Source organism: Mesotoga sp. B105.6.4, from assembly GCF_002896535.1.
GTDB lineage: Bacteria > Thermotogota > Thermotogae > Petrotogales > Kosmotogaceae > Mesotoga.
Map to the genome: position 1 here is coordinate 1 of NZ_JWIM01000044.1, position 18586 is coordinate 18586.

Below are 18586 nucleotides of genomic sequence, written 5' to 3' on the forward strand. Positions count from 1 at the left end.
ATTTTCGAGGAAAGGGTGTTGGGAAGAAACTGCTTTCATTTGCTACGAAGGATCTGTCAGGAAAAGGCGTTGATGAAACGTTTTTTGAATGTGTCTTTGACAGCGATTATCACAATTGGTCTAAGGCTGTCGGGATGAGTGAATTCTCAATTCTTCTGGAGAAGAGCCTAAAGCAATGAGAAGAGATCCCAACTTTGATCGTTTCGAGAGAAGATTTCCAAGACCAACCGTAATAAGCTTTCTGAACCATAAGACTGGATATTGAGTGGTCATTCAAGTGTTATAATTGGTAAGCCAATCAAACTATAAGGAGAGTTTCCCTTGTTCAACAAACGTCTTCCACTTTTGCTAACATCCCTCATTGTGTTCTTCGTGATGTTCGGCTTCGGCTTACTACTTCAGTTGAAGTTGAGGGAGCTGGGAGCTTCTCTTCTTATGGTCGGACTTCTAACAACAGTTAGGGGAGCGGTTGAGATTCTTGGCTCGCCCGCGTGGGGAGCGATATCGGACAGCCTGAAGAGGCGAAAACCGTTAATGATAGTGCTTGTTCTGACTTCTGCTCTTCTCTACTTCGCCTATTCCGTTATCGAGATACCGTTAGTTTTCATATTGTTCTCTGCTTTGATAGCATTCTTCACAGCTGGATTTGAGCCCATAGCAATGGCGCTCAGCACTGAGCATTCCAGAGACTCTGTCAGAAATACTTCAAGGGAGCTATCAATACTGAACACCGCCAATTCAATGGGGATGTTATCAGGCAGGCTACTGCTTTCTTTGCTTCTAGTATTTTTTACTGTAACCCAGACGATCAACTGGTACGCGACAATAGCTTTTTTAGCAGTGATTCCAGCTCTTTTCTTGAGGGATCAAGAGCACACCGTGGCCCGCAGAAAGGGTTTTCTGAACAGACTGTTCCCTCTTAAGCAGGATTCTTCGCCGCTCTGGGAGAATGGATTGTGGGCGGTCTATGTCGGAACATTCTTAAGGCAGTTAGGTACTGCAGGAGCGACTTCTATCATTGCGATATTCATGACGGAAAGGATAGGTCTGTCAGCTTCGGCAACGGCGATAATCACATCGGTAAATCCTTTCATGCAAATATTCTCCCATATCTTCTTCGGTAGAGTAATATACAGAATAGGACCCAGGAAAAGCACATTGATCGGTATCGGCCTTACAATATTTACGATGCTTTTCTTTGCGATGGCGCAGAGCTGGGCCTTGATAGCACTCGGTTACTTTTCGCTTGGAATTGCCTTTGGTGCTTTCATTAACGGTGCTGGTACTATGATATCTTTGAGCTCACCACCCGAGCGAAGGGCCGAGTTTCTTGGACTGCTTAGGTCGGCGAGAGCGATTGGTTTCATGGTGGGGCCTTTACTGGCCGGAACGGTTGCAGAATACTCTTATTTCGTCATGTTCATCATGATGGCTTCACTCATTGCAACTGGAGGACTAATCGTGATTGTTTTTACGAAGGATCGATTGATAACGAGCTGAGTCAAACCGGTGTATGATAATGCATTAGAATCTCAGGAGTAAAGTAATAGGAGATTATTCAAGGAATTGGCAACGTGGGCAAGAAGAAGGATCGAAGCGGAGGTGAACAAGTTTGTTGAGATACATCGTCAAAATCCTTGTGTCATCGATAATAATCGCTCTTGTTTCTGAAGTTAGCAGGAAGTCCGGATACATTGGAGGACTTATAGCATCTTTACCCCTTACTTCAATGCTGGCGCTATTCTGGCTCTACAACGATACAAAAAATCCAAGTAAAGTTGCAGAACTTTCCACCGGTATTCTCTTATTTGTTCTTCCTTCTTTGATTTTCTTTGTTGCTATGCCGTTGTTTCTTAGAAGAGGCATCAATTTCTACGTAGCGCTTGCATTGTCCAGTGGAATCATGATGGCGGGCTATGCCTTCTTTTTGCTTATCCTTTCGAGGTTTGGAGTGAGATTATAGCGGTTTTGACTTAACGAATTGTTTGACAGCTCTTTGAGAAGCGTTTTGATGCTGAGCGTCTCACAAGAAAATCCTTGTAATGCTCAGGTAGATTCCCAGGACTATGAAAACGGCTCCTGTAACTGTCCGCGCCCAGTACTCGAATCTGGTGATTCGGCTGAACATCTTCGCAACCATTTTGGTGCTTATGGCAATTCCAACTGCGACTACCACAACAGGTAAGCCTGTGCCGATACCATAGATTGCAGGGATTAGTAGTCTGGACTGTTCATTGATGGCGAGGGGAATTACGCTTCCAAAGAATAGTGCAGCCGATACAGGGCAAAAGGTGAGGGCGAACAGAGAGCCTAGGATCAGGGCACCAAGCAGACCTTTGCTCTTGATCTTCTCTTGAGATTTGGTATCCAGATTTCTTCCGCTGTTTCTGAAACTCAGCAACTCAAGAAGGAACATGCCTACAACTATCATTATCGGACCAATTAGCTTCCCCATGTATTTCTGGAGGAATCTAGACAGACCGGGAGCAGCCGTCAAGCTTGAAACAAGTATGGCTCCGATTGCGACATATGTTAGTATTCTTCCCAGTGTATAAAGAAGTCCTGCGACCACCGCCCTTTTCGGGCTACCGATATTCTGGCTGATAAAAGAAACTGCTGCGATGTTTGTAGTTAGGGGGCATGGGCTTATCGAGGTTAGAATACCAAACCAAAGAGCGGAAATCATTGAAAACGCTAAGTTATCCATCAGTTCACCTCCAGAAAAGAAGCTATTTCATTTCTTATGTATTCGATGTACTGGGCTTTCTTCTCTGAGAGCTCCCAGGCATGCCAGAGTTCTTTCCATTCGCCTGGTTTGTCGTCTATAAATTCCTGTATCACCAGTGTGTTATACATGATAATGTAATCTTCGAGATAATGGTAGTTTTCTGGAAGGTCTATGTTTGCTACTTTCCACCGCAAAATCCCCGCTTCATATTGCGATGGAAAGTAACTCTCTATTACTCTCTTCGCATTCGTTTCCATCTCTAAGCACGCCTTACAGCGGATAGTACCATGGAAGTAGTAAAGAACAACATAATCTTTTGGAAGTGAAGGATCATCTATTTCCTTAAGTACAGATTCCCGAGTCTTCGAAGATTTATGCAAGAGATCAATTTCGTCATAAGCAAAATAGGCAATGCTGATTGAGACAAATAGTAGCAGAGATATTCTAATGGTTCTCTTCAGTTTCACGTTTCCACCCCCATGAAAAAAGCAATTATCAATTTCGTATTTCTTTCGCCAGTTTTCTTGCTCGCCCCGACCTGAAATTTGCTAACCGAGCAAAAGAACCAGATCCCAAAATGAATTCGGGATGAAATTGTAAGGCTTTCTGACGAACAAATTTCGTATCATCTGAACTTGATTAAGAATTGTGGCCTTAAGGTTCTTGCCTTACCCACCCCCAAGCCCTTGCCACAACGTGTTTGTGACGCTCTGAAAGCCAAGACACAAGTATAAATTCTGAATGACGAAGGTCTCTCTAATGAAAATTGCAGAAGATCAAACCAGAGAGCTTCATATTTTGAAGTCAATCGTGTTCTTTGATTTCGACTGCCCCATATTATATCCTTTGCCGAGCGCAAGGACCAAAGCAAGTTCTGGAGGCAGCCCAACCTCAATCATTTTCTCAGCCACAGATTTGACATCATACTGAACTCTTCGAAATTCATATGAAATACTCTGCTGGATAACATCAACAATCAAATAGCATGCCTCAGGATTCCCGTCCTTAGGCCTGCCAACGCTGCCATCGTTGAAGACGAGTTTTCCCATCGCCCAGCGCGCCATAGGGAGATGAGTGTGACCGTTTACAACGACATCGGCTATGACCCTCTCAAGCACTTCATGTATCCTTTCGCTTGAAGTGTCTGGTCTTATGTACTCTAGTAGATGGTCTATAGGACTTCCATGAACAAGAAGAAATTTCACACCCTCTTCTACGAATTCTAGGGTATGAGGCAGCGCACGAAGAAACTCCTTAGCTGCAGCTGAAGTGTTCGTTATGGTCCAATTTATGGACTCATCACCGACTTCAGTTTCTCTGCCGGGACTATATTCACAGCCGCAGCTTTCCTTTTCGCTGCCTATTGCATCATCATAATTTCCCAGTATTGTAGGGATTTTCAACTCACGAATTCTTTGAACAACCTCGTCCGGCTGAGGACCGTAACCTACTAGATCTCCAAGACAATAGCTTCTGTCGATGTTCTGGCTTTCAATATCTTTCAGTACCGCTTCTAGAGCCTCAAGATTTCCGTGTATATCTGAAAAGAATGCCAATCTCATTATTTCTCACCACACTTTCTGTGTCTCTCTTGTTTTTGGATTTTAAACTCTTCTATGGCCATGTCTATGACCTCATCAACAAATCCAGGGCAATCGGCCATGCTGTAATATCTCCATCTGCCGTCTTTCCTAACCAGGATCAACCCGGAATCGGCCAATGTTTTTAGGTGCCTTGAAACTGTCGGCTGCGGTAGTTCAAGCATATCCTCGAATTCACAGACACATAGTTCATCATGAAGCCTGATAAGACCGAGAAGTCTCAGATTTGTCTCATCTGCAAGACTCTTCATAACGTCGGCAAGATTCCTAGCGAGAGTCTTCATTTAGTCTCCCCCTGCTCCTTGAGAAAGTAAATGCGTCCTTCCGATTCTTCATTATTGCAACCAGTGAAAGCATTACCGGTACTTCAACGAGCACACCGACTACTGTTGCCAGCGCTGCACCGGAATTCATTCCAAAGAGTATAAGTGCAACGGCTATCGAAAGCTCGAAGAAGTTCGACGCGCCGATAAACGTCGATGGCGCGGCCTCGGCATAGTCTATCTTTAATTTTTTTACCGCAAAGTATCCTATGAAAAAGATGAGATAGGTCTGAATCAAGAGAGGGACTGCTATTAGAATTATGTGAAGTGGATTGTCCATAATCGTCTTGCCCTGGAACATGAATACCAGAATAAGGGTCAACAACAGTCCAATCTTCGTGAATGGATCGAATCTTTTGATGACATTCTCGTTCAGGTATCTCTCACTTTTCTTCTTTATCACCATTCTTCGAGTCAGAAGCGCCAGGAAAAGGGGAATGGCGACATAAAAAAAGACCGACCAGAAAATTGTGGAGAAGGGTACCGGGAAGCCTGTCGATACTCCTATCAGAAGTTTACCCATTGGTGCGAAAAGAAAGAGAATAACCAGATCATTAATTGCAACCTGTATAAGCGCATAGTTTATGTTACCCTTTGCAAGATATGTCCAAACTAAAACCATCGCTGTGCATGGAGCCAATCCCAGCAACACCATCCCCGCAATATATTCATTAGCAAGTCCATCAGGAATTACTGGATTGAAAAAAATCTTAATGAAAAGCCATGAGATAAAGGCCATAGTAAATGGCTTAATCGCCCAGTTGACTACCAATGTTACAAGAAGAGGCCTTGAGTTCTTCTTCACGTTTATTATCTCTTTGAACTCAATCTTTAGCATGATCGGGTACATCATGAAAAGTAGGACCACTGCTACCGGAATCGAGACACTCGCGATTTGCCAGTTCCCAAGGGAATTTGATAGACCGGGAAGAATGTTACCCAGTATGGCCCCTAGAAACATAGCTACCCCCACCCACACTGTAAGGTACTTGCTGAAAAGGTCAAGTCTCTGTTCCAATATACTGCCTCCAATATTCTCACATTCGAATATATGAATATGATACTCGCCGATTGTTTTCCGAGCTTTTTCGGAACGTTAAGTTTCATTGTTGCACAACAATGCAACATAAGTTATTCTATGAGTGTATCTTGACAGGAGGTGTCTCGATGAACAAGAAGACAGTAATGCTTTTCAAGGCACTAGGTTGCAGGTGGCGTTTGAAAATACTGGAGCGTCTTTCAGAAGGTACTCTGTGCGTCTGCGAGTTCGACGACTTGTTCCCTATAGACAAAACAACTCTCTCGAGACATGTCAAAACCCTAGTCGATGCGAAGCTTATTGTGGAGAAAAGGAATGGTACGAGAAAGGAGCTCAGCATAGCAGACAGTAGGGTCCTGGAGATTATTAAGCTTGCTCACTCTATTACTGATGAGTCTTCGGAAGAAACGGAGTAGCGACCCATGTACAGCGTCGTCATCTATACCGTCACCGGATTGCTTCTGTTGGCCTCTTTAGTCAGGAACAGGAATAAGACCCAGTTGGCTCTCAAGAAAGCGTGGAGATCTTTTGAACGTATCTTGCCTGAGCTCATTGCAATTATGCTCTTTGTCGGGTTGCTGATCGCTCTGCTAAACCCGCGAGACTATCTCGCAGCTGCTGGGAGAAAGTTCGGGAGTTTGGGGGTTGATGATAGCTTCAGCAGTGGAATCGATAACGCTGATTCCCGGTTTTGTCGCTTTTCCTACGGTGGCCATCTTGGTAGATAATGGTGCCGGGATAACTCAGATAGCTCTTTTCATCTCCACTCTCATGATGGTTGGAGTTGTCACTTTCCCTGTAGAGAAGAAGTACCTCAGAACTAGGCTGACTATCATGAGAAATGTGATGGCTTTTGGATTCTCCTTCATAGTAGCCGGTCTTATGGGAATGATCCTGGGATGAAGGCGAAAAGGTATGTCTTTCCACTAGTAATGGCAGCGGTCGTTTCTGTTGTATTTGCCGCCGACAATCAGCTCGGGCGCAGCGCTTTGAGCATTACTGGCTCGAGTTTTCTGGAGATGTTGTCTGTTATTCCTCCGATACTTATCCTATTGGGCCTTCTCGATGTATGGATTCCGAGAGAAAGGATTATCAGACATTTGGGAGAAGAATCTGGCATTAAGGGGATAGTTCTTTCCTTCATTCTGGGAGCAGCTGCGGCAGGGACTTTGTACGGAGCGTTTCCAATCGTCGCTGTCTTCCTGAAAAAGGGAGTGAAGTTTTCAAATGTGCTGATCTTCATCGGAGCGTGGTCAACAACTAAGATTCCGATGTTTATGTTCGAGATGGGATCACTGGGTATAGGTTTTGCCCTGTTAAGATTGGCGATAAATATCCCGGGAATTCTACTCATGGCAGTTGTCCTTGAAGGACTTACAGGTAAGAAAGATCTCAAGACGATATATGCACAGGCTACCAGCCTGAGTGAATAATAGGGGGCATTTTGTGATGGAAAAAGATCTGAAGAAGGAAGTAACGAAGTTCGGATTGTTAGCAACGGTCTTTCTTGTTTTCTATTTTCTTCCTTTTGGAAGCCAATATGTGCAAGATGCAATAATTAGCGGATTCACAATGCTCGGGTCGTATGCAAGGGAGCATGTTCTTCTCTGCCTGGTGCCGGCCTTCTTCATAGCAGGTACAATCACAGTGTTCATTCGAAAGGATGCAATACTCAAACTGCTCGGTCCCGATGCCCGAAAAATTATTTCTTACCCTGTAGCCTCTGTTTCTGGAGGAATTCTGGCAGTTTGCTCGTGTACGATTCTTCCTCTTTTCGGTGGTATCTACAAACGGGGCGCCGGTCTAGGACCGGCAGTTGCCTTTCTCTTCAGCGGTCCGGCGATAAACGTTGCTGCGATCTTTCTAACTGGAAGTGCTATCGGCTGGGAGATAGCACTTGTGAGAATCATTGGGGCTTCGACTTCAGCGATTGTCATTGGATTAACTATGCAGAGCATCTTCAGAGAGAAGGGATCAGGAGGTTTTGCGACTCAGGAATCGGATGATCAGATTTCCTGGCCGGAGGCCATTGGATTTCTGGCGCTACAGATGACTTTCCTTATCGTTGGCGGTCTGGCAATTGATCCTGTTGTCAAGGCTTCAATACTTGTAGTTTCCGCCGCTGCGGTATTTGTGATGGCGGTCCGGTTCAAGGGAGAGCTGAGAAATCAATGGTTAAGTGAGACATGGGACTTTGCAAAGAAGATCCTGCCATATCTTTTCTTTGGAGTCTTTGCCGCTGGAATAATATCCAGCGCGCTTCCGCAAAGTTTTGTAGAATCGCTTCTTGGAGGTAACAGGCTCAGATCAACTCTCTTCGCATCTGTCTTTGGAGCATTCATGTATTTTGCGACTCTGACTGAAGTGCCTATCGTCCAGTCGCTCATGTCTCTAGGAATGGGTAAGGGTCCTGCACTGGCGCTTTTCATGGCCGGCAACTCACTTAGTTTGCCCAGCATGATTGTTATCACCCGCCTTCTTGGAAAGAAGAGAGCTTTCACTTACTTTGGATTAGTAGTTGTCTTCTCTACGTTTTGGGGATTCATATATGGAAATCTATTTTAGGATTAAGGAGGTCGTATAGTGAAGATCGAAATCTTTGGTTCAGGCTGTCCGAGATGCAAACAGACTGAGAAGATCATGAAAAAGGCTGTCGAAGAGCTAGGTTCAGATGCAGAAGTTGATAAGGTAACGGACATGATGGCAATAATGGAGAAGGGAATTGTTTCGACACCGGCCGTAGCAATTGACGGAAAAATCGTTTTGTCAGGCAAGATCCCCTCTATTGATGAAGCCAAGAGACTAATTAAGGGTTGAATAAGAGGGCTCTCAGATGTTAGATTTGTGGAGGGTTGAATCCCTCCATTTTTCATGGGTTTGGGAGGTTTGATATGAAGGTTGTGGCTTTCAACGGAAGTCCTCGCCGGGACGGGAATACGTCAAAGATGATTGAAGAAGTCCTAGGTGTACTGCGCGAAGAAGGAATCGATACCGAAGCGGTTCAGATAGGTGGGAATTCCGTAAGAGGTTGCACTGCCTGCAATGTCTGCTTCAAGACGAAGGATAGGAGATGCATAATAGACGGCGATTACGTCAATGGTTGCATCGAGAAGATGCTTGAAGCCGACGGTATCATCATAGGTTCTCCGACTTACTTTGCCGATGTGTCTCCTGAAGTGAAGGCTCTAATCGACAGAGTGGGAATGGTTGCTCTGGCTAATGATGCAATGCTTAAGCGGAAAGTGGGAGCCGCTGTCATAGCCGTTCGAAGAGGAGGCTCGGTACATGCTTTTGATTCAATTAATCACCTCTTCCTTATCTCTCAGATGATAGTACCTGGATCTTCATATTGGAATCTCTCAATTGCCTGGAAGAAGGGCGATTTTGAAGGCGACGGAGAGGGTATAAGAACTATGAGAACTCTTGGTCAGAATATGGCCTGGCTTCTGAAAAGAACTGCGGGGAACTCTTAGTATTCACGGAAAACCACTATTCCAGCAGGATCGTATAGATCCCGAAAGGTTCGTAGTTCAGAGAGAAGGTGCTATGAGAAACATCCAGCTCTACTATCCTTTCCTCAAGAAGATTTGTGAGATAGGCCCTTTCAAAATCCAGAGTGCTCCTTATAACAGCTGTGCCTCTTGATCCTAACAGCTCACATACCCTGAGTATTCTACCCTTCCCATTCTCGGCGATCTTGAAGGCCATAATCCTTAAAGTCGACGCCTTCACTTCGAAGATCGGTGAATTCGCCCTGAAAGACCCCTTGCTCGTAAGTAGTCTTGTATTAAGTAATTCTGCCTCTTGAACTGTCTTGAGCAGATCGCAACTTTCATGAGGAAAAACAGCGTATGTGAATTCGTGACGCCCTTCGTCTGCTGTGAAGTCGGGAAATACTGGAGATCTAAGCAAGTTAAGGGACACATTGCATCCTCTTACTCCGTAACCATACTTCCCGTCGTTCAATATCGATATACCGTAATCGTATTCTGATAGATCTACCCATCTATGACCGGGGACCTCAAAAGCCGCCTGTTCTATTACATCGTTTTCTGTTGTGGGTCGTGTAATGAACCCGCATGAAAGGTCATATCTTGCCTGTCTTGTGAGGACTTTCAAGGGGAACAAGGCTCTGAGCATTGTTCTTCTCATATGCCAGTCAACTGTGTTCTTTACCTCGACACGTCTTGAGTTTCTGTAAAGAGAAATGTCTTGGATTATCCTTGTCTTCCCCGCCTGAAAGACGCATCTGATTGTCTCTCTTATTGGGCCAAATTCAGTTTTCTTAATCACCGAAGGCTTCAGGCTCTCTGAGGTGTTTCGATAATCTCTTTCGATGTCCCATGCGTCCCAGTAAGAGGGAATGTCTTTGAAAATCGCTATTGAGGCTTTTCCATCGAATACGTCTCTTAAGTGTTCTTTGTCATAAACACTTATTCCTTCTGCATCTACTTCAACAGTGAGATATTCGTTTTCCATCAACTTTGAGTCGTGATATTCTGTGTGCGGGTTCACGATCTCTTTATTAGAGAACTCTATTGTTACGAAGCCGGTGGGAGGAATTTCCAGCTCTGATAAGAACAGAGTATCACCGTTATCCAACAACTGGCAAGAGAATTCACCCGTAGGGCAAAACGGCTCTTTCGAACCCTGTGCAGTGAATTCAAGTTTCCTGCAGAAAGAACTCGGATTGAAGACTGTCAGTTTCATATTGTCTTCGTCCGTCAATCGATCAAAAGAGGCCTGAAGCATTGACGATGTGGCTGAATGGACTTCACCCAGTTCGTTCAATGCGTCCTCATATACCTCCTTTATTGATGAACCAGGCAGAATATCATGAAACTCATTCTGAAGGAGGATCCTCCATAGTAATTCGATCTCCCCGGGCTTATAGCCTGAGATTGCGCCAAGCATCTCCGCAAGTCTTAGCAAATCTTCACACTCTTTGTGAGCCATTTTGATTCTTCCCTGAGAGGTGTAAGTGCCACGGTGAAGCTCAAGATACAATTCGCCGTCATGTACGTGAAACGAGCGAGAGACCTCTTCTGCCCGCTTAAAGTAACTCTCAAAGCTTCTCATCACCAGTTCGGGCATTCCAGGCAGATCCTTGAGAAACCTGTAGCTTTCGATCATCTCATCTGTAGGTCCCCCGCCTCCATCACCATAGCCAAATGAAAAGACGGTTTCTGGGAACAAATCTTGGTCTCTGAAGTTCTTGGCAGTTGTCAGGATGTCTTTTGGTTCTAGAAGACCGTTGTATCCATTGGATGGATTCTTGAAGCTGTGGCAAATCACCTCAGAACCGTCTATTCCTCTCCACACAAATAGATCATGGGGGAGGGTATTCTTCTCGTTCCAGGTTATTTTCGTTGTGAAAAAAGAGTCCATACCTGCCTTCCGGATAATCTGAGGCAGAATCCAGGAGAATCCGAAGACATCTGGAAGCCATACAGTGCTGCACTTTCTTCCAAAATGCTCCATGAAGAATCTTTGACCGTAGAGAAACTGCCTTACCAAAGATTCGCCGTTCAGCAGGTTGGTGTCACTCTCTACCCACATTCCACCCAGCAACTCCCAGCGACCTTCTTTCACAAGGAGCTGTATTTCCTTGAATAGACCGGGGTCTCGTTCCATTACATCTCTGTACATAGCAGCGGAAGACTGTGAGAACATGTACTCGGGATACTTGTTTGCAAGCCTCACAGAATTGGAAAAAGTCCTGAGTATCTTTCTTCTAGTCTCCTCTAGCGGCCATAACCACGCGTAGTCAATGTGTGCATGACCAGAAAGCGTCATTGTAAGCCGACTAGGGAAGCGTCTCTTGAGATTTGCAAGTTCTTTTTCAACATTTCTCTCTGCTTCAGTGAATGTGTTGTGATCTTCTTCACTAAGTCGTTGACCTTCAGATCTAGTGAATTCCTCAGGCAGCCATACCGCCGATACCTCGCCAGAGATCTCCGGATCATCTAGAACTGCCTTCCAGTAGCCGGATGAATCTCTCGGGATTCTTATTCCGGCTAAGTTATCCGACAGAATTCTGTAGAGACTACTCGCGAGAACTTCATCATCAGTATAGGTGAAAAGCTCTATCAGATTTCTAAGCTTACCTATAATTCGCTTGATATCTGAATCAACAATAAGTAGATCGGACTCTGAGAACACAGGTTCTTTGATACTGCTTCCAAAGAGCCCCTTGGGAACAACATCCGCTTCATAAAAAACCACTTTGCCGGCAAAAACGGAAAGATCAAGCTCTCTGTGATGTGTATTGATCTCTCCATAGGTAATTCCATTGATTCTCACTAGTGATTCTCCACCAAACCAGTTTCTGAGAATGAGCTGCTCATCAGCATCAATTGGCGGGAGTTCGATCTCCCTTGAAAAATATACTGGAAAGCTATCGGGAGACCACTTGAACTCCGGGGAGACTCTTCTTGAATTGAAGGACCAGGAGTCGATTCTCTTCCTTTTTTTGATTGTGTATGGGTACATTTCACCGATGGACCGAAGAAACTTACCTCTAGCGCTTTCCTTAGAATAGTACATAGTGCACCTCTCCCTAACACATTTTCGGAGCTACACTCATTAGACCATAATGAACTGTAAGTGAGAAACATGGCAAGAGTATGATTACCGAAAAACAGTGAGTGTCATATAGTGCCGGTTTCTATGTCACGCTGATATCTTGTAGTGTTGATTGATGGAGGAAGTGTCTTCGTTGCTTGATACTTGAGGTTTCTCGGACGGTTCAACTTTATTTTACTGCTCTTTAATACATCTCTGTTTATTCTTTGGCGGTCAACCCTAAAACGCTCTTCAAAACTTGAAAACCCTCCGAGGGCGGCCTTCGCGAAGCAGGTTCGTTTTCTTGCTATTGTTCACCCTTGGACTGGCTCTGTGCTTCTGTTTTCCGTTTTATTACACGGATACCTGGCAACCGGCGGCTTCATTCTCTACAGCGGAAGCCTGGTCTTCTTAAGCGTCTTGGCCCAGTCCGTAGTCTACCTTCTGGGCAAGTACTTTCCTGCTATGAAGAGTAAGTGGAGACCATTGCACAGAGCTCTGATGATCGTCACATGGATCTCGTTCTTTCTGCATCTACTTGCTCCAGAATCTATCTGGTTCCCGATAATCTAGTCTTTTTCAATCAGCGATCTGACAAAGGGAATGACAATCTCCAGAAGAAGAGTTGGACTTTCCTCTTGTGGGAGATGGCCGGTTTCGGGAAGGATGAAGAGCTCGGCAGAATGCAACTCTTCGGCCAGTCTAATTGAGTCCTGCACAGGGACAATTCTGTCAGAGTCGCCAGTAATGACTAGAGATGGGATTCTTACGCTCTGTACCTTTGAGGAGTCATAAGGTTTTCTTGCGAGTGTAAGTTCCCAGAGAGCCCTGTCCCAGTTTGATGCCTTAAGCTGCTTTCTGTAGCCTTCACGTATTTCATCAGTCAGTCTTTCCGGATCATACCACGCCATTTCCAGGATACTGTCTGAGTTTCTCAAGAGAGTTCTCGAGATAAGCGGCCCCAAATGCCTTCCCTGAGGAGTGCTCGTAAGTATCTTGAACAAGAAACTGTCTGTGTCTTCTGTGTAGATCGCCGCGTCAACCAGGACAAGGCCAAGCACTTTTTCTGGGTGTTGAGCCGCGACTTCAAGAGCTGTAAGCCCTCCGGCCGAGTGACCAACGAGCACTGCCTCTTCGAATCCCAAATATTCCATAAGCGATACTGTTAACTCAACCTGTCCTTCCAAAGAGTATGGGTTGAAAGAACTGATATCCTCGCCAAGTGGTCTTGAGGTCAGGCCAAATCCAGGTCTGTCGAAAGCAATAACAGAGAACTCTTCAGAGAGAGGACCGATCACTTCTCTCCATGAGAAAGTGCTTGCTCCGAATCCATGTAGCAGCATTAAAAGGGGTTTGCCTTCTCCTTTTGCTTTGTAGTGGATGTCTGCATTATTGATCGTGACGAACGTACTGTCTTCATCGGCTAGAAGCCTTGGGACCACAGTATCTTCAAGATCGCTCACCGGTATTAAAAAAGGCGCGATCAGCAGTATTGAGATCAGCGAGGTCATGATGAGCAGGGTCTTCATTTTCTTGCCTCTGAACTCTGAATTGAAGCGAAGGCCTTATTGACAAGCTGCTCGGCATCAACACCATCTCTCGGGAGCAATACAAATCCCGCTCTTAGTTCCATAGAGAACTCGCCACAGTTTTCTTGCCAGATTTTGAATGCGTTGAGGGCCTTTCGAAGTATTGTGCTGGCATTTCTGTAATCCTTCAGATCTTCAGCTAGAAGTAGAAACTCTCTTCTTGAGAATCTGCAGAGCGTGTCATTCTTTCTAATCCCTCTCACCAGCGAGTGTGTCATATCGATTATCGTTGATTCTTCGATACCCGATACCCCTCCTTTGCTCACAAACTCGAAGGCAGCAACCATAGAGGAGGAGTTATTTCTTCTGCTCCTGAATATCGCCATGTTAACTCTATCTCTGAAAAGCACGTAATTTGGAAGACCGGTTTCGCCGTCGAAGTGAGCCAGTTGGGAGATAGTTTGTTCGGCCAGCTTCAGGTCGGAGATATCTTCAACCACGAAGAGAAAGAAGACTCTCTCCGACACCGACAGTCTCTTTACATAATACCTTAACCACCTTCCAGCACGTCTAATGTGATGAAACTCCAATGAGTCTTCGCTTGAGTGCTTAACTTCTCTTATCTTCTTCGAGATCTCTTCTTTGATGTCTTCTATCATGATAGACGCAGCGCTGTTAGCAAATACCGGATTTGAATGTTCATCGATAATCGCTATTCCATCTTCAATTCCCGTTAGAGCTTCGAGAAGAAGATCCGGAATATTCTCAGAGAGACTATCCTGTCTCATTATCACACCACCTTTGTACTGCACGAACATATCGTAACCTCAGTCATATTGTAACCTCTGTTAGTAGGAATAAGGTAACTGTTCAGAAAGCTTAATCATGAAACAGATGCAGGCGAGAGATCTCCGCACTTGTCGGTATAATGGTACTGATGTCTTAATATTGGAAAGGAGGAGCGGATATTGAAGAGAAGAGCTGCGTTAGCCATGGCTTCCCTGTTGTTGATTGCACTCCTTCTCCTGCAGGCATGCGACCGCTCAAGACTTGTCACTACGGTTACCTCGGTAATTGATGGCGATTCCATTACGGTGAAGGCGCTAAACGGCACTGTAAGGCTTATAGGAATAGATGCGCCGGAAACTAGATCAGGCAGCAAACCTGCGGGCCAGTTTGCCGATGAAGCGAAAGATTATCTGGAAATGATAACACGCGAGAGTGGAAAAGTTACCCTTGAGCTTCATGGAGAGGATACATACGGCAGACACCTTGCGTATCTTTTTGACTCGGAAGGTACCTTGATAAATTCTGATATAGTTAGGCAAGGTTTGGCCAGACCTCTTACCTATGAGGACACGTCCCATTATTCATCTGAGATAAGGAATGCTTACAGAGAAGCTTTCAGGAGTAGAAGGGGGATCTTCACTTTCTATGATCAGTCTCTTGTATTTGATGCTTCAATTGTGAGAGGAAATCTCTATTCTTACCAGGCAGGGGGTTTTTTGGGAAGAGTGATCTGGGTGGAATTCGAAGTAACGTCGGTAAACGGTCTCACCTTAGTGGGCGATGACATTGTGGTTCGAATCAGGTCAGAGGAGGCATCGCTTTTCGCGCTTGATCAGGCAGATCTGCAGGTGCTCTATAGAAAGAGGATCAGAGTCTATGGAGAAGTCTGGCAGGATACTTCTGGTAAGGCTTTGATGCTGATCAGAGACCCGGGAATAGAGATCATAGGAGTAGCTCAGCTTGCAAAGACTCTTCCTCTTTTAGCATTGGGGGCTTTCTGAAGCTCTTCACAAGAAAATGCCGCAAACCAAGAATTGACAGGAAGTGAGAAATGTGCGAAAATGTAGTGCAAATGATTTGCGCGAATTGTTTGCCTATAGGAGGTGCCCTTTGAAGAGAATGACATCACTCAGAAGAGAAGTTCTGGAGATCATAGATAAATCTGAATTGCCGTTGACCGCTGATTCAATTCATGAAATGCTTGATGAAAAACCTAATCTCTCAAGCGTTTACAGAGGTCTTTCCTTTCTTGAGGACGAGGGTCTTATCCGCTCGATATCATTCGAGTGCGAGACTAGATTCTATTTCAGCAGTCAGAGGGAACCAGTTCATTTTTTGCACTGCAAGAAATGCCACAAAACTAAGCCTTTCTATGAGTGCTTTGCCGATTCTTTTGCAAAGAGAGTTGCGGAAAACCGAGATTTTACGATTACTAACCATGTGTTTTACTTCATTGGAATCTGCGGGGATTGCAGGAGAAAGATCGTCTCCGATGTTGAGGGGGGCAGACTATGACAAGAAGAGTAATATTGATTCCTTTTCTGCTGATTACATTACTTTCGGGTACAGTTTTTTCGCTCAGGATAGTTGCAACGATTAATCCCTACTATTTGATCGTAAAGGAAATCGTGGGTCAAAATGCTCAGGTAGATCTTCTTATAGGGCCGGGTCAGAACCCCCACATTTTCTCTCCAAAGATCTCTGACATAAGAAGACTGGATGGAGCGGACCTGGTAATCGCAAACGGCCTAGATCTTGAGATTTTCCTGGAAAGATATCTGGACGATCTCGCCTCCCGAGGCAAGACTGTTGTGTACATTGGGAATCTCTTGCCCAAGGAGCTTATCATGGAGAAAGAAGAGCAGAACGAAGAACACGAACATGACCATCACGTGAATCCTCACATTTGGCTTGATCCAGTGATTCTTACTGATTACGTTATACCCTTTCTAGTTGAAGCGCTCTCAGAAATCGCACCAGAGAAATCTGGGTACTTTTCAGCGAATGCTGCGCAGCTTATTGATGATCTGCAGGAGTTCGATGAAGAGGCAAATTCATACCTTGAGAAGTTTCGTGGGAGCGTAGTCATTGTTGCACACCCCAGCTTTACCTATTTCTTCAGAAGATATGGATTGAGACTCGAACCGGTTCTAGAAGGGATAGGAGATGAGCCTACAATAGGCGAGATAAAGAAACTTGTCGATTTTGTGAGGGGCGAGAAAGTTGTTGGTATCTTTGCGGAGTACCAGCACTCTAAGAGAGCCATAGATATTCTGACGGCCGAGACATCTGTAAGACACGGGGAGCTTGACAGTCTTGGAATTTCAATGAGCGGCATCATCGAGCTGTTGCAGTGGAATCTCGGAGAGATCAAGAGGGTCTTTGATGGAGAGTAGAATCCTAAGAGTAGAGAGCTTGAGCTACAAGATCGGCAGCCACTGGATCCTGAGGGACGTGTCTTTCGAAGTGTCCAGAAGAGAATTCGTAGGAATAATTGGTCCAAACGGTGCCGGAAAGACAACGCTGATTAAAGCGATCGTTGGTGATCTGAGCGACTATTCGGGGAAGGTGTCTGTTTCAGCGAAAATTGGATACTTGTCTCAGAACCCCGAAAGAAAGCGAGACTTCCCAATAAGAGTTAAGGAAGTGGCCGCGATGGGTCTCTATGGAGAGCGCGGAATCCTGAAACCCCTGAGAAAGTGCGATTGGAAGAAAGTTGAGGATCTTCTAGAAAGGGTAGGTATATATGATCTGAAGGAAAGGAGAGCCGGTACACTCTCCGGCGGCGAGTATCAACGGCTGATGCTTGCGAGGGCATTGGCATCAGAACCGGAGTTGTTGATACTGGACGAGCCTGAAGCCGGTGTGGACGAAATGGGAAAAGCCTCCTTTTACAGGTTGCTTGAGTCACTAAAGAACGATAAAAACATGGGAATACTTATGGTGAGCCATGATATTGGAATGGTTTTTGAAGCTTGTGATACCGTGATGTGTATTAACAAGACCCTTCATTGCCACACATCTGCTGACAAGATACGACCAGAAGAACTGCAATCAGCTTTTTCTGGCGACCTCGACCTTTTCATAAGATCTAGAGATCACTTCGAAAGGGAGCACCACTTATGATTCAGGATTTTGTGAAGGACATCATAAGCTATGGTTTCCTGAGAAACGCATTAGTGGCCGCCATTCTCGTAAGTTCACTAACTGGAGTGTTCTCGAGTGTGGTTGTGCTAAGAAGGATAGAGTTCATTGGAGATGGTGCAGCTCATGCGACATTTGGAGGAATTGCTTTCGGCCTACTTCTCGGAACGGATTATTTGCTTATGGCGGCAATTACCGCCGTTGTCTTTGCAATTGCCGTAAGCTACTTTACCAGGAGGAACAAGTTGTCCGAAAGCAGCGTAATCGGAATGCTCCTTCCTCTTTCGATGTCTCTGGGAGTAATCGCGCTTTCATTTGTAAGAGGATACACACCGGATGTGATGGGCCTGTTCTTCGGGAACATCCTGATGGTTACTTCTGAAGACGTTTGGCTGCTTATCGCAGCTAACCTTGTCGCTATGGCCTTCTTCACGATATTCTACAGAGAGCTTCTATATTACTCGTATGACGAGGGAATGGCGAAGCATTACGGTGTACCTGTTGGGGCCATTCACTATGCAGTCCTAGTAGGAATCAGCTTGAGTGTTGTAAGCTCGGTCAAGATTGCAGGAATTATACTGGTTACGGCATTTCTGGTCATTCCGGCAGTGGCCGCGAAGCTTATCGCTCGCTCATTCAGAAGTATGATCGTTTTCTCTGTGAGCCTGGCAGTGGTAGCTAGCATAATAGGCATATTCGTTTCTTATGCGCTTGATATGCCTCCCGGACCGGTAATCGTAGTTGCACTATTCTTGGAATTTTTGTTGTTAGCTTCTTTGAAGAGGTTTATTGGAAAGGAATCTTGAAAGATACGACTATCAGATGCGCAATAGTACAAACTTGGTCGATTGCAGGTGGAGTTGAGAGGG

Annotated in this window: 21 protein-coding genes; 13 read left to right on the forward strand and 8 right to left on the reverse strand. The window is 45.1% G+C overall.

What is annotated here, in order from left to right; translation table 11 throughout:
* Positions 1-321: 321 nt before the first annotated feature.
* Both RJ60_RS09670 and RJ60_RS09675 read left to right on the forward strand, forming a co-directional pair.
* Positions 322-1500 carry an MFS transporter gene (locus RJ60_RS09670; RefSeq protein WP_103134590.1) on the forward strand — a complete coding sequence of 393 codons (1179 nt, stop codon included), beginning with the start codon at positions 322-324 and terminating at the stop codon, positions 1498-1500.
* Positions 1501-1612: 112 nt separating this feature from the next.
* Entirely contained in the window at positions 1613-1963 is a 351-nt protein-coding gene (locus RJ60_RS09675; protein WP_103134591.1) for a DUF3147 family protein, read from the forward strand.
* A gap of 60 nt (positions 1964-2023) precedes the next feature.
* On the opposite strand, the gene RJ60_RS09680 is transcribed toward RJ60_RS09675, so the two are convergent.
* The 5 genes from RJ60_RS09680 to arsB form a co-directional block, all read right to left on the reverse strand.
* Entirely contained in the window at positions 2024-2707 is a 684-nt protein-coding gene (locus RJ60_RS09680; RefSeq protein WP_103134592.1) for an aromatic aminobenezylarsenical efflux permease ArsG family transporter, read from the reverse strand.
* Positions 2707-3195 (reverse strand): nitrophenyl compound nitroreductase subunit ArsF family protein, encoded by a 489-nt coding sequence (locus RJ60_RS09685; protein WP_103134593.1) that lies wholly within the window; start codon positions 3193-3195, stop codon positions 2707-2709. Before RJ60_RS09685 ends, RJ60_RS09680 begins: the two co-directional genes overlap by 1 nt.
* Before the next feature lie 324 nt (positions 3196-3519).
* Positions 3520-4290 carry a metallophosphoesterase gene (locus RJ60_RS09690; RefSeq protein ID WP_103134594.1) on the reverse strand — a complete coding sequence of 257 codons (771 nt, stop codon included), beginning with the start codon at positions 4288-4290 and terminating at the stop codon, positions 3520-3522.
* Positions 4290-4613, reverse strand: a complete 324-nt coding sequence (locus RJ60_RS09695; protein WP_103134595.1) for a metalloregulator ArsR/SmtB family transcription factor — start codon at positions 4611-4613, stop codon at positions 4290-4292. The genes RJ60_RS09690 and RJ60_RS09695 overlap by 1 nt, the downstream gene beginning before the upstream one ends.
* The gene (gene arsB, locus RJ60_RS09700) at positions 4597-5670 is read right to left on the reverse strand and encodes an ACR3 family arsenite efflux transporter (protein WP_103134596.1); all 1074 of its coding nucleotides are present in this window, start codon (positions 5668-5670) and stop codon (positions 4597-4599) included. Before arsB ends, RJ60_RS09695 begins: the two co-directional genes overlap by 17 nt.
* 149 nt (positions 5671-5819) lie before the next feature.
* Between arsB and RJ60_RS09705 the strand changes: the two genes are divergently transcribed.
* The 6 genes from RJ60_RS09705 (at position 5820) to RJ60_RS09730 (ending at position 9164) form a co-directional block, all read left to right on the forward strand.
* A complete protein-coding gene (locus RJ60_RS09705) occupies positions 5820-6107 on the forward strand; it encodes a helix-turn-helix transcriptional regulator (RefSeq protein WP_103134597.1) in 288 nt (95 codons plus the stop codon).
* A 229-nt stretch (positions 6108-6336) separates the two neighbouring features.
* On the forward strand, positions 6337-6594 hold the full coding sequence (locus tag RJ60_RS16215) for a hypothetical protein (RefSeq protein WP_258006265.1): 258 nt from the start codon (positions 6337-6339) through the stop codon (positions 6592-6594).
* The gene (locus tag RJ60_RS09715) at positions 6591-7124 is read left to right on the forward strand and encodes a permease (RefSeq protein WP_103134598.1); all 534 of its coding nucleotides are present in this window, start codon (positions 6591-6593) and stop codon (positions 7122-7124) included. The genes RJ60_RS16215 and RJ60_RS09715 overlap by 4 nt, the downstream gene beginning before the upstream one ends.
* 16 nt (positions 7125-7140) lie before the next feature.
* Positions 7141-8256: a permease gene (locus RJ60_RS09720; RefSeq protein ID WP_103134599.1), complete on the forward strand. Its 1116-nt coding sequence runs from the start codon at positions 7141-7143 to the stop codon at positions 8254-8256.
* Between the two features lie 18 nt (positions 8257-8274).
* A complete protein-coding gene (locus tag RJ60_RS09725) occupies positions 8275-8508 on the forward strand; it encodes a thioredoxin family protein (protein WP_099829744.1) in 234 nt (77 codons plus the stop codon).
* A gap of 74 nt (positions 8509-8582) precedes the next feature.
* Entirely contained in the window at positions 8583-9164 is a 582-nt protein-coding gene (locus tag RJ60_RS09730; RefSeq protein ID WP_103134600.1) for a flavodoxin family protein, read from the forward strand.
* 16 nt (positions 9165-9180) lie between these two features.
* Here RJ60_RS09730 and RJ60_RS09735 read toward each other — a convergent pair whose 3' ends face one another.
* The 3 genes from RJ60_RS09735 to RJ60_RS09750 all read right to left on the reverse strand — a co-directional run bounded on the left by RJ60_RS09735 (position 9181) and on the right by RJ60_RS09750 (position 14602).
* Entirely contained in the window at positions 9181-12237 is a 3057-nt protein-coding gene (locus tag RJ60_RS09735) for a glycoside hydrolase family 38 C-terminal domain-containing protein (RefSeq protein WP_103134601.1), read from the reverse strand.
* Between the two features lie 587 nt (positions 12238-12824).
* A complete protein-coding gene (locus RJ60_RS09745) occupies positions 12825-13784 on the reverse strand; it encodes an alpha/beta fold hydrolase (RefSeq protein ID WP_103134602.1) in 960 nt (319 codons plus the stop codon).
* A complete protein-coding gene (locus tag RJ60_RS09750) occupies positions 13781-14602 on the reverse strand; it encodes a diguanylate cyclase domain-containing protein (protein WP_103134603.1) in 822 nt (273 codons plus the stop codon). Before RJ60_RS09750 ends, RJ60_RS09745 begins: the two co-directional genes overlap by 4 nt.
* A 150-nt stretch (positions 14603-14752) precedes the next feature.
* Here RJ60_RS09750 and RJ60_RS09755 point away from each other — a divergent pair, with 150 nt between their 5' ends.
* The 5 genes from RJ60_RS09755 (at position 14753) to RJ60_RS09775 (ending at position 18523) form a co-directional block, all read left to right on the forward strand.
* The gene (locus RJ60_RS09755) at positions 14753-15574 is read left to right on the forward strand and encodes a thermonuclease family protein (RefSeq protein WP_258006266.1); all 822 of its coding nucleotides are present in this window, start codon (positions 14753-14755) and stop codon (positions 15572-15574) included.
* Between the two features lie 118 nt (positions 15575-15692).
* The gene (locus tag RJ60_RS09760; protein ID WP_258006275.1) at positions 15693-16088 is read left to right on the forward strand and encodes a Fur family transcriptional regulator; all 396 of its coding nucleotides are present in this window, start codon (positions 15693-15695) and stop codon (positions 16086-16088) included.
* Entirely contained in the window at positions 16085-16969 is an 885-nt protein-coding gene (locus tag RJ60_RS09765) for a metal ABC transporter substrate-binding protein (protein WP_103134605.1), read from the forward strand. Before RJ60_RS09760 ends, RJ60_RS09765 begins: the two co-directional genes overlap by 4 nt.
* Positions 16959-17699 (forward strand): metal ABC transporter ATP-binding protein, encoded by a 741-nt coding sequence (locus tag RJ60_RS09770; RefSeq protein ID WP_103134606.1) that lies wholly within the window; start codon positions 16959-16961, stop codon positions 17697-17699. Before RJ60_RS09765 ends, RJ60_RS09770 begins: the two co-directional genes overlap by 11 nt.
* Entirely contained in the window at positions 17696-18523 is an 828-nt protein-coding gene (locus RJ60_RS09775) for a metal ABC transporter permease (RefSeq protein ID WP_103134607.1), read from the forward strand. The genes RJ60_RS09770 and RJ60_RS09775 overlap by 4 nt, the downstream gene beginning before the upstream one ends.
* Positions 18524-18586 lie beyond the last annotated feature (63 nt).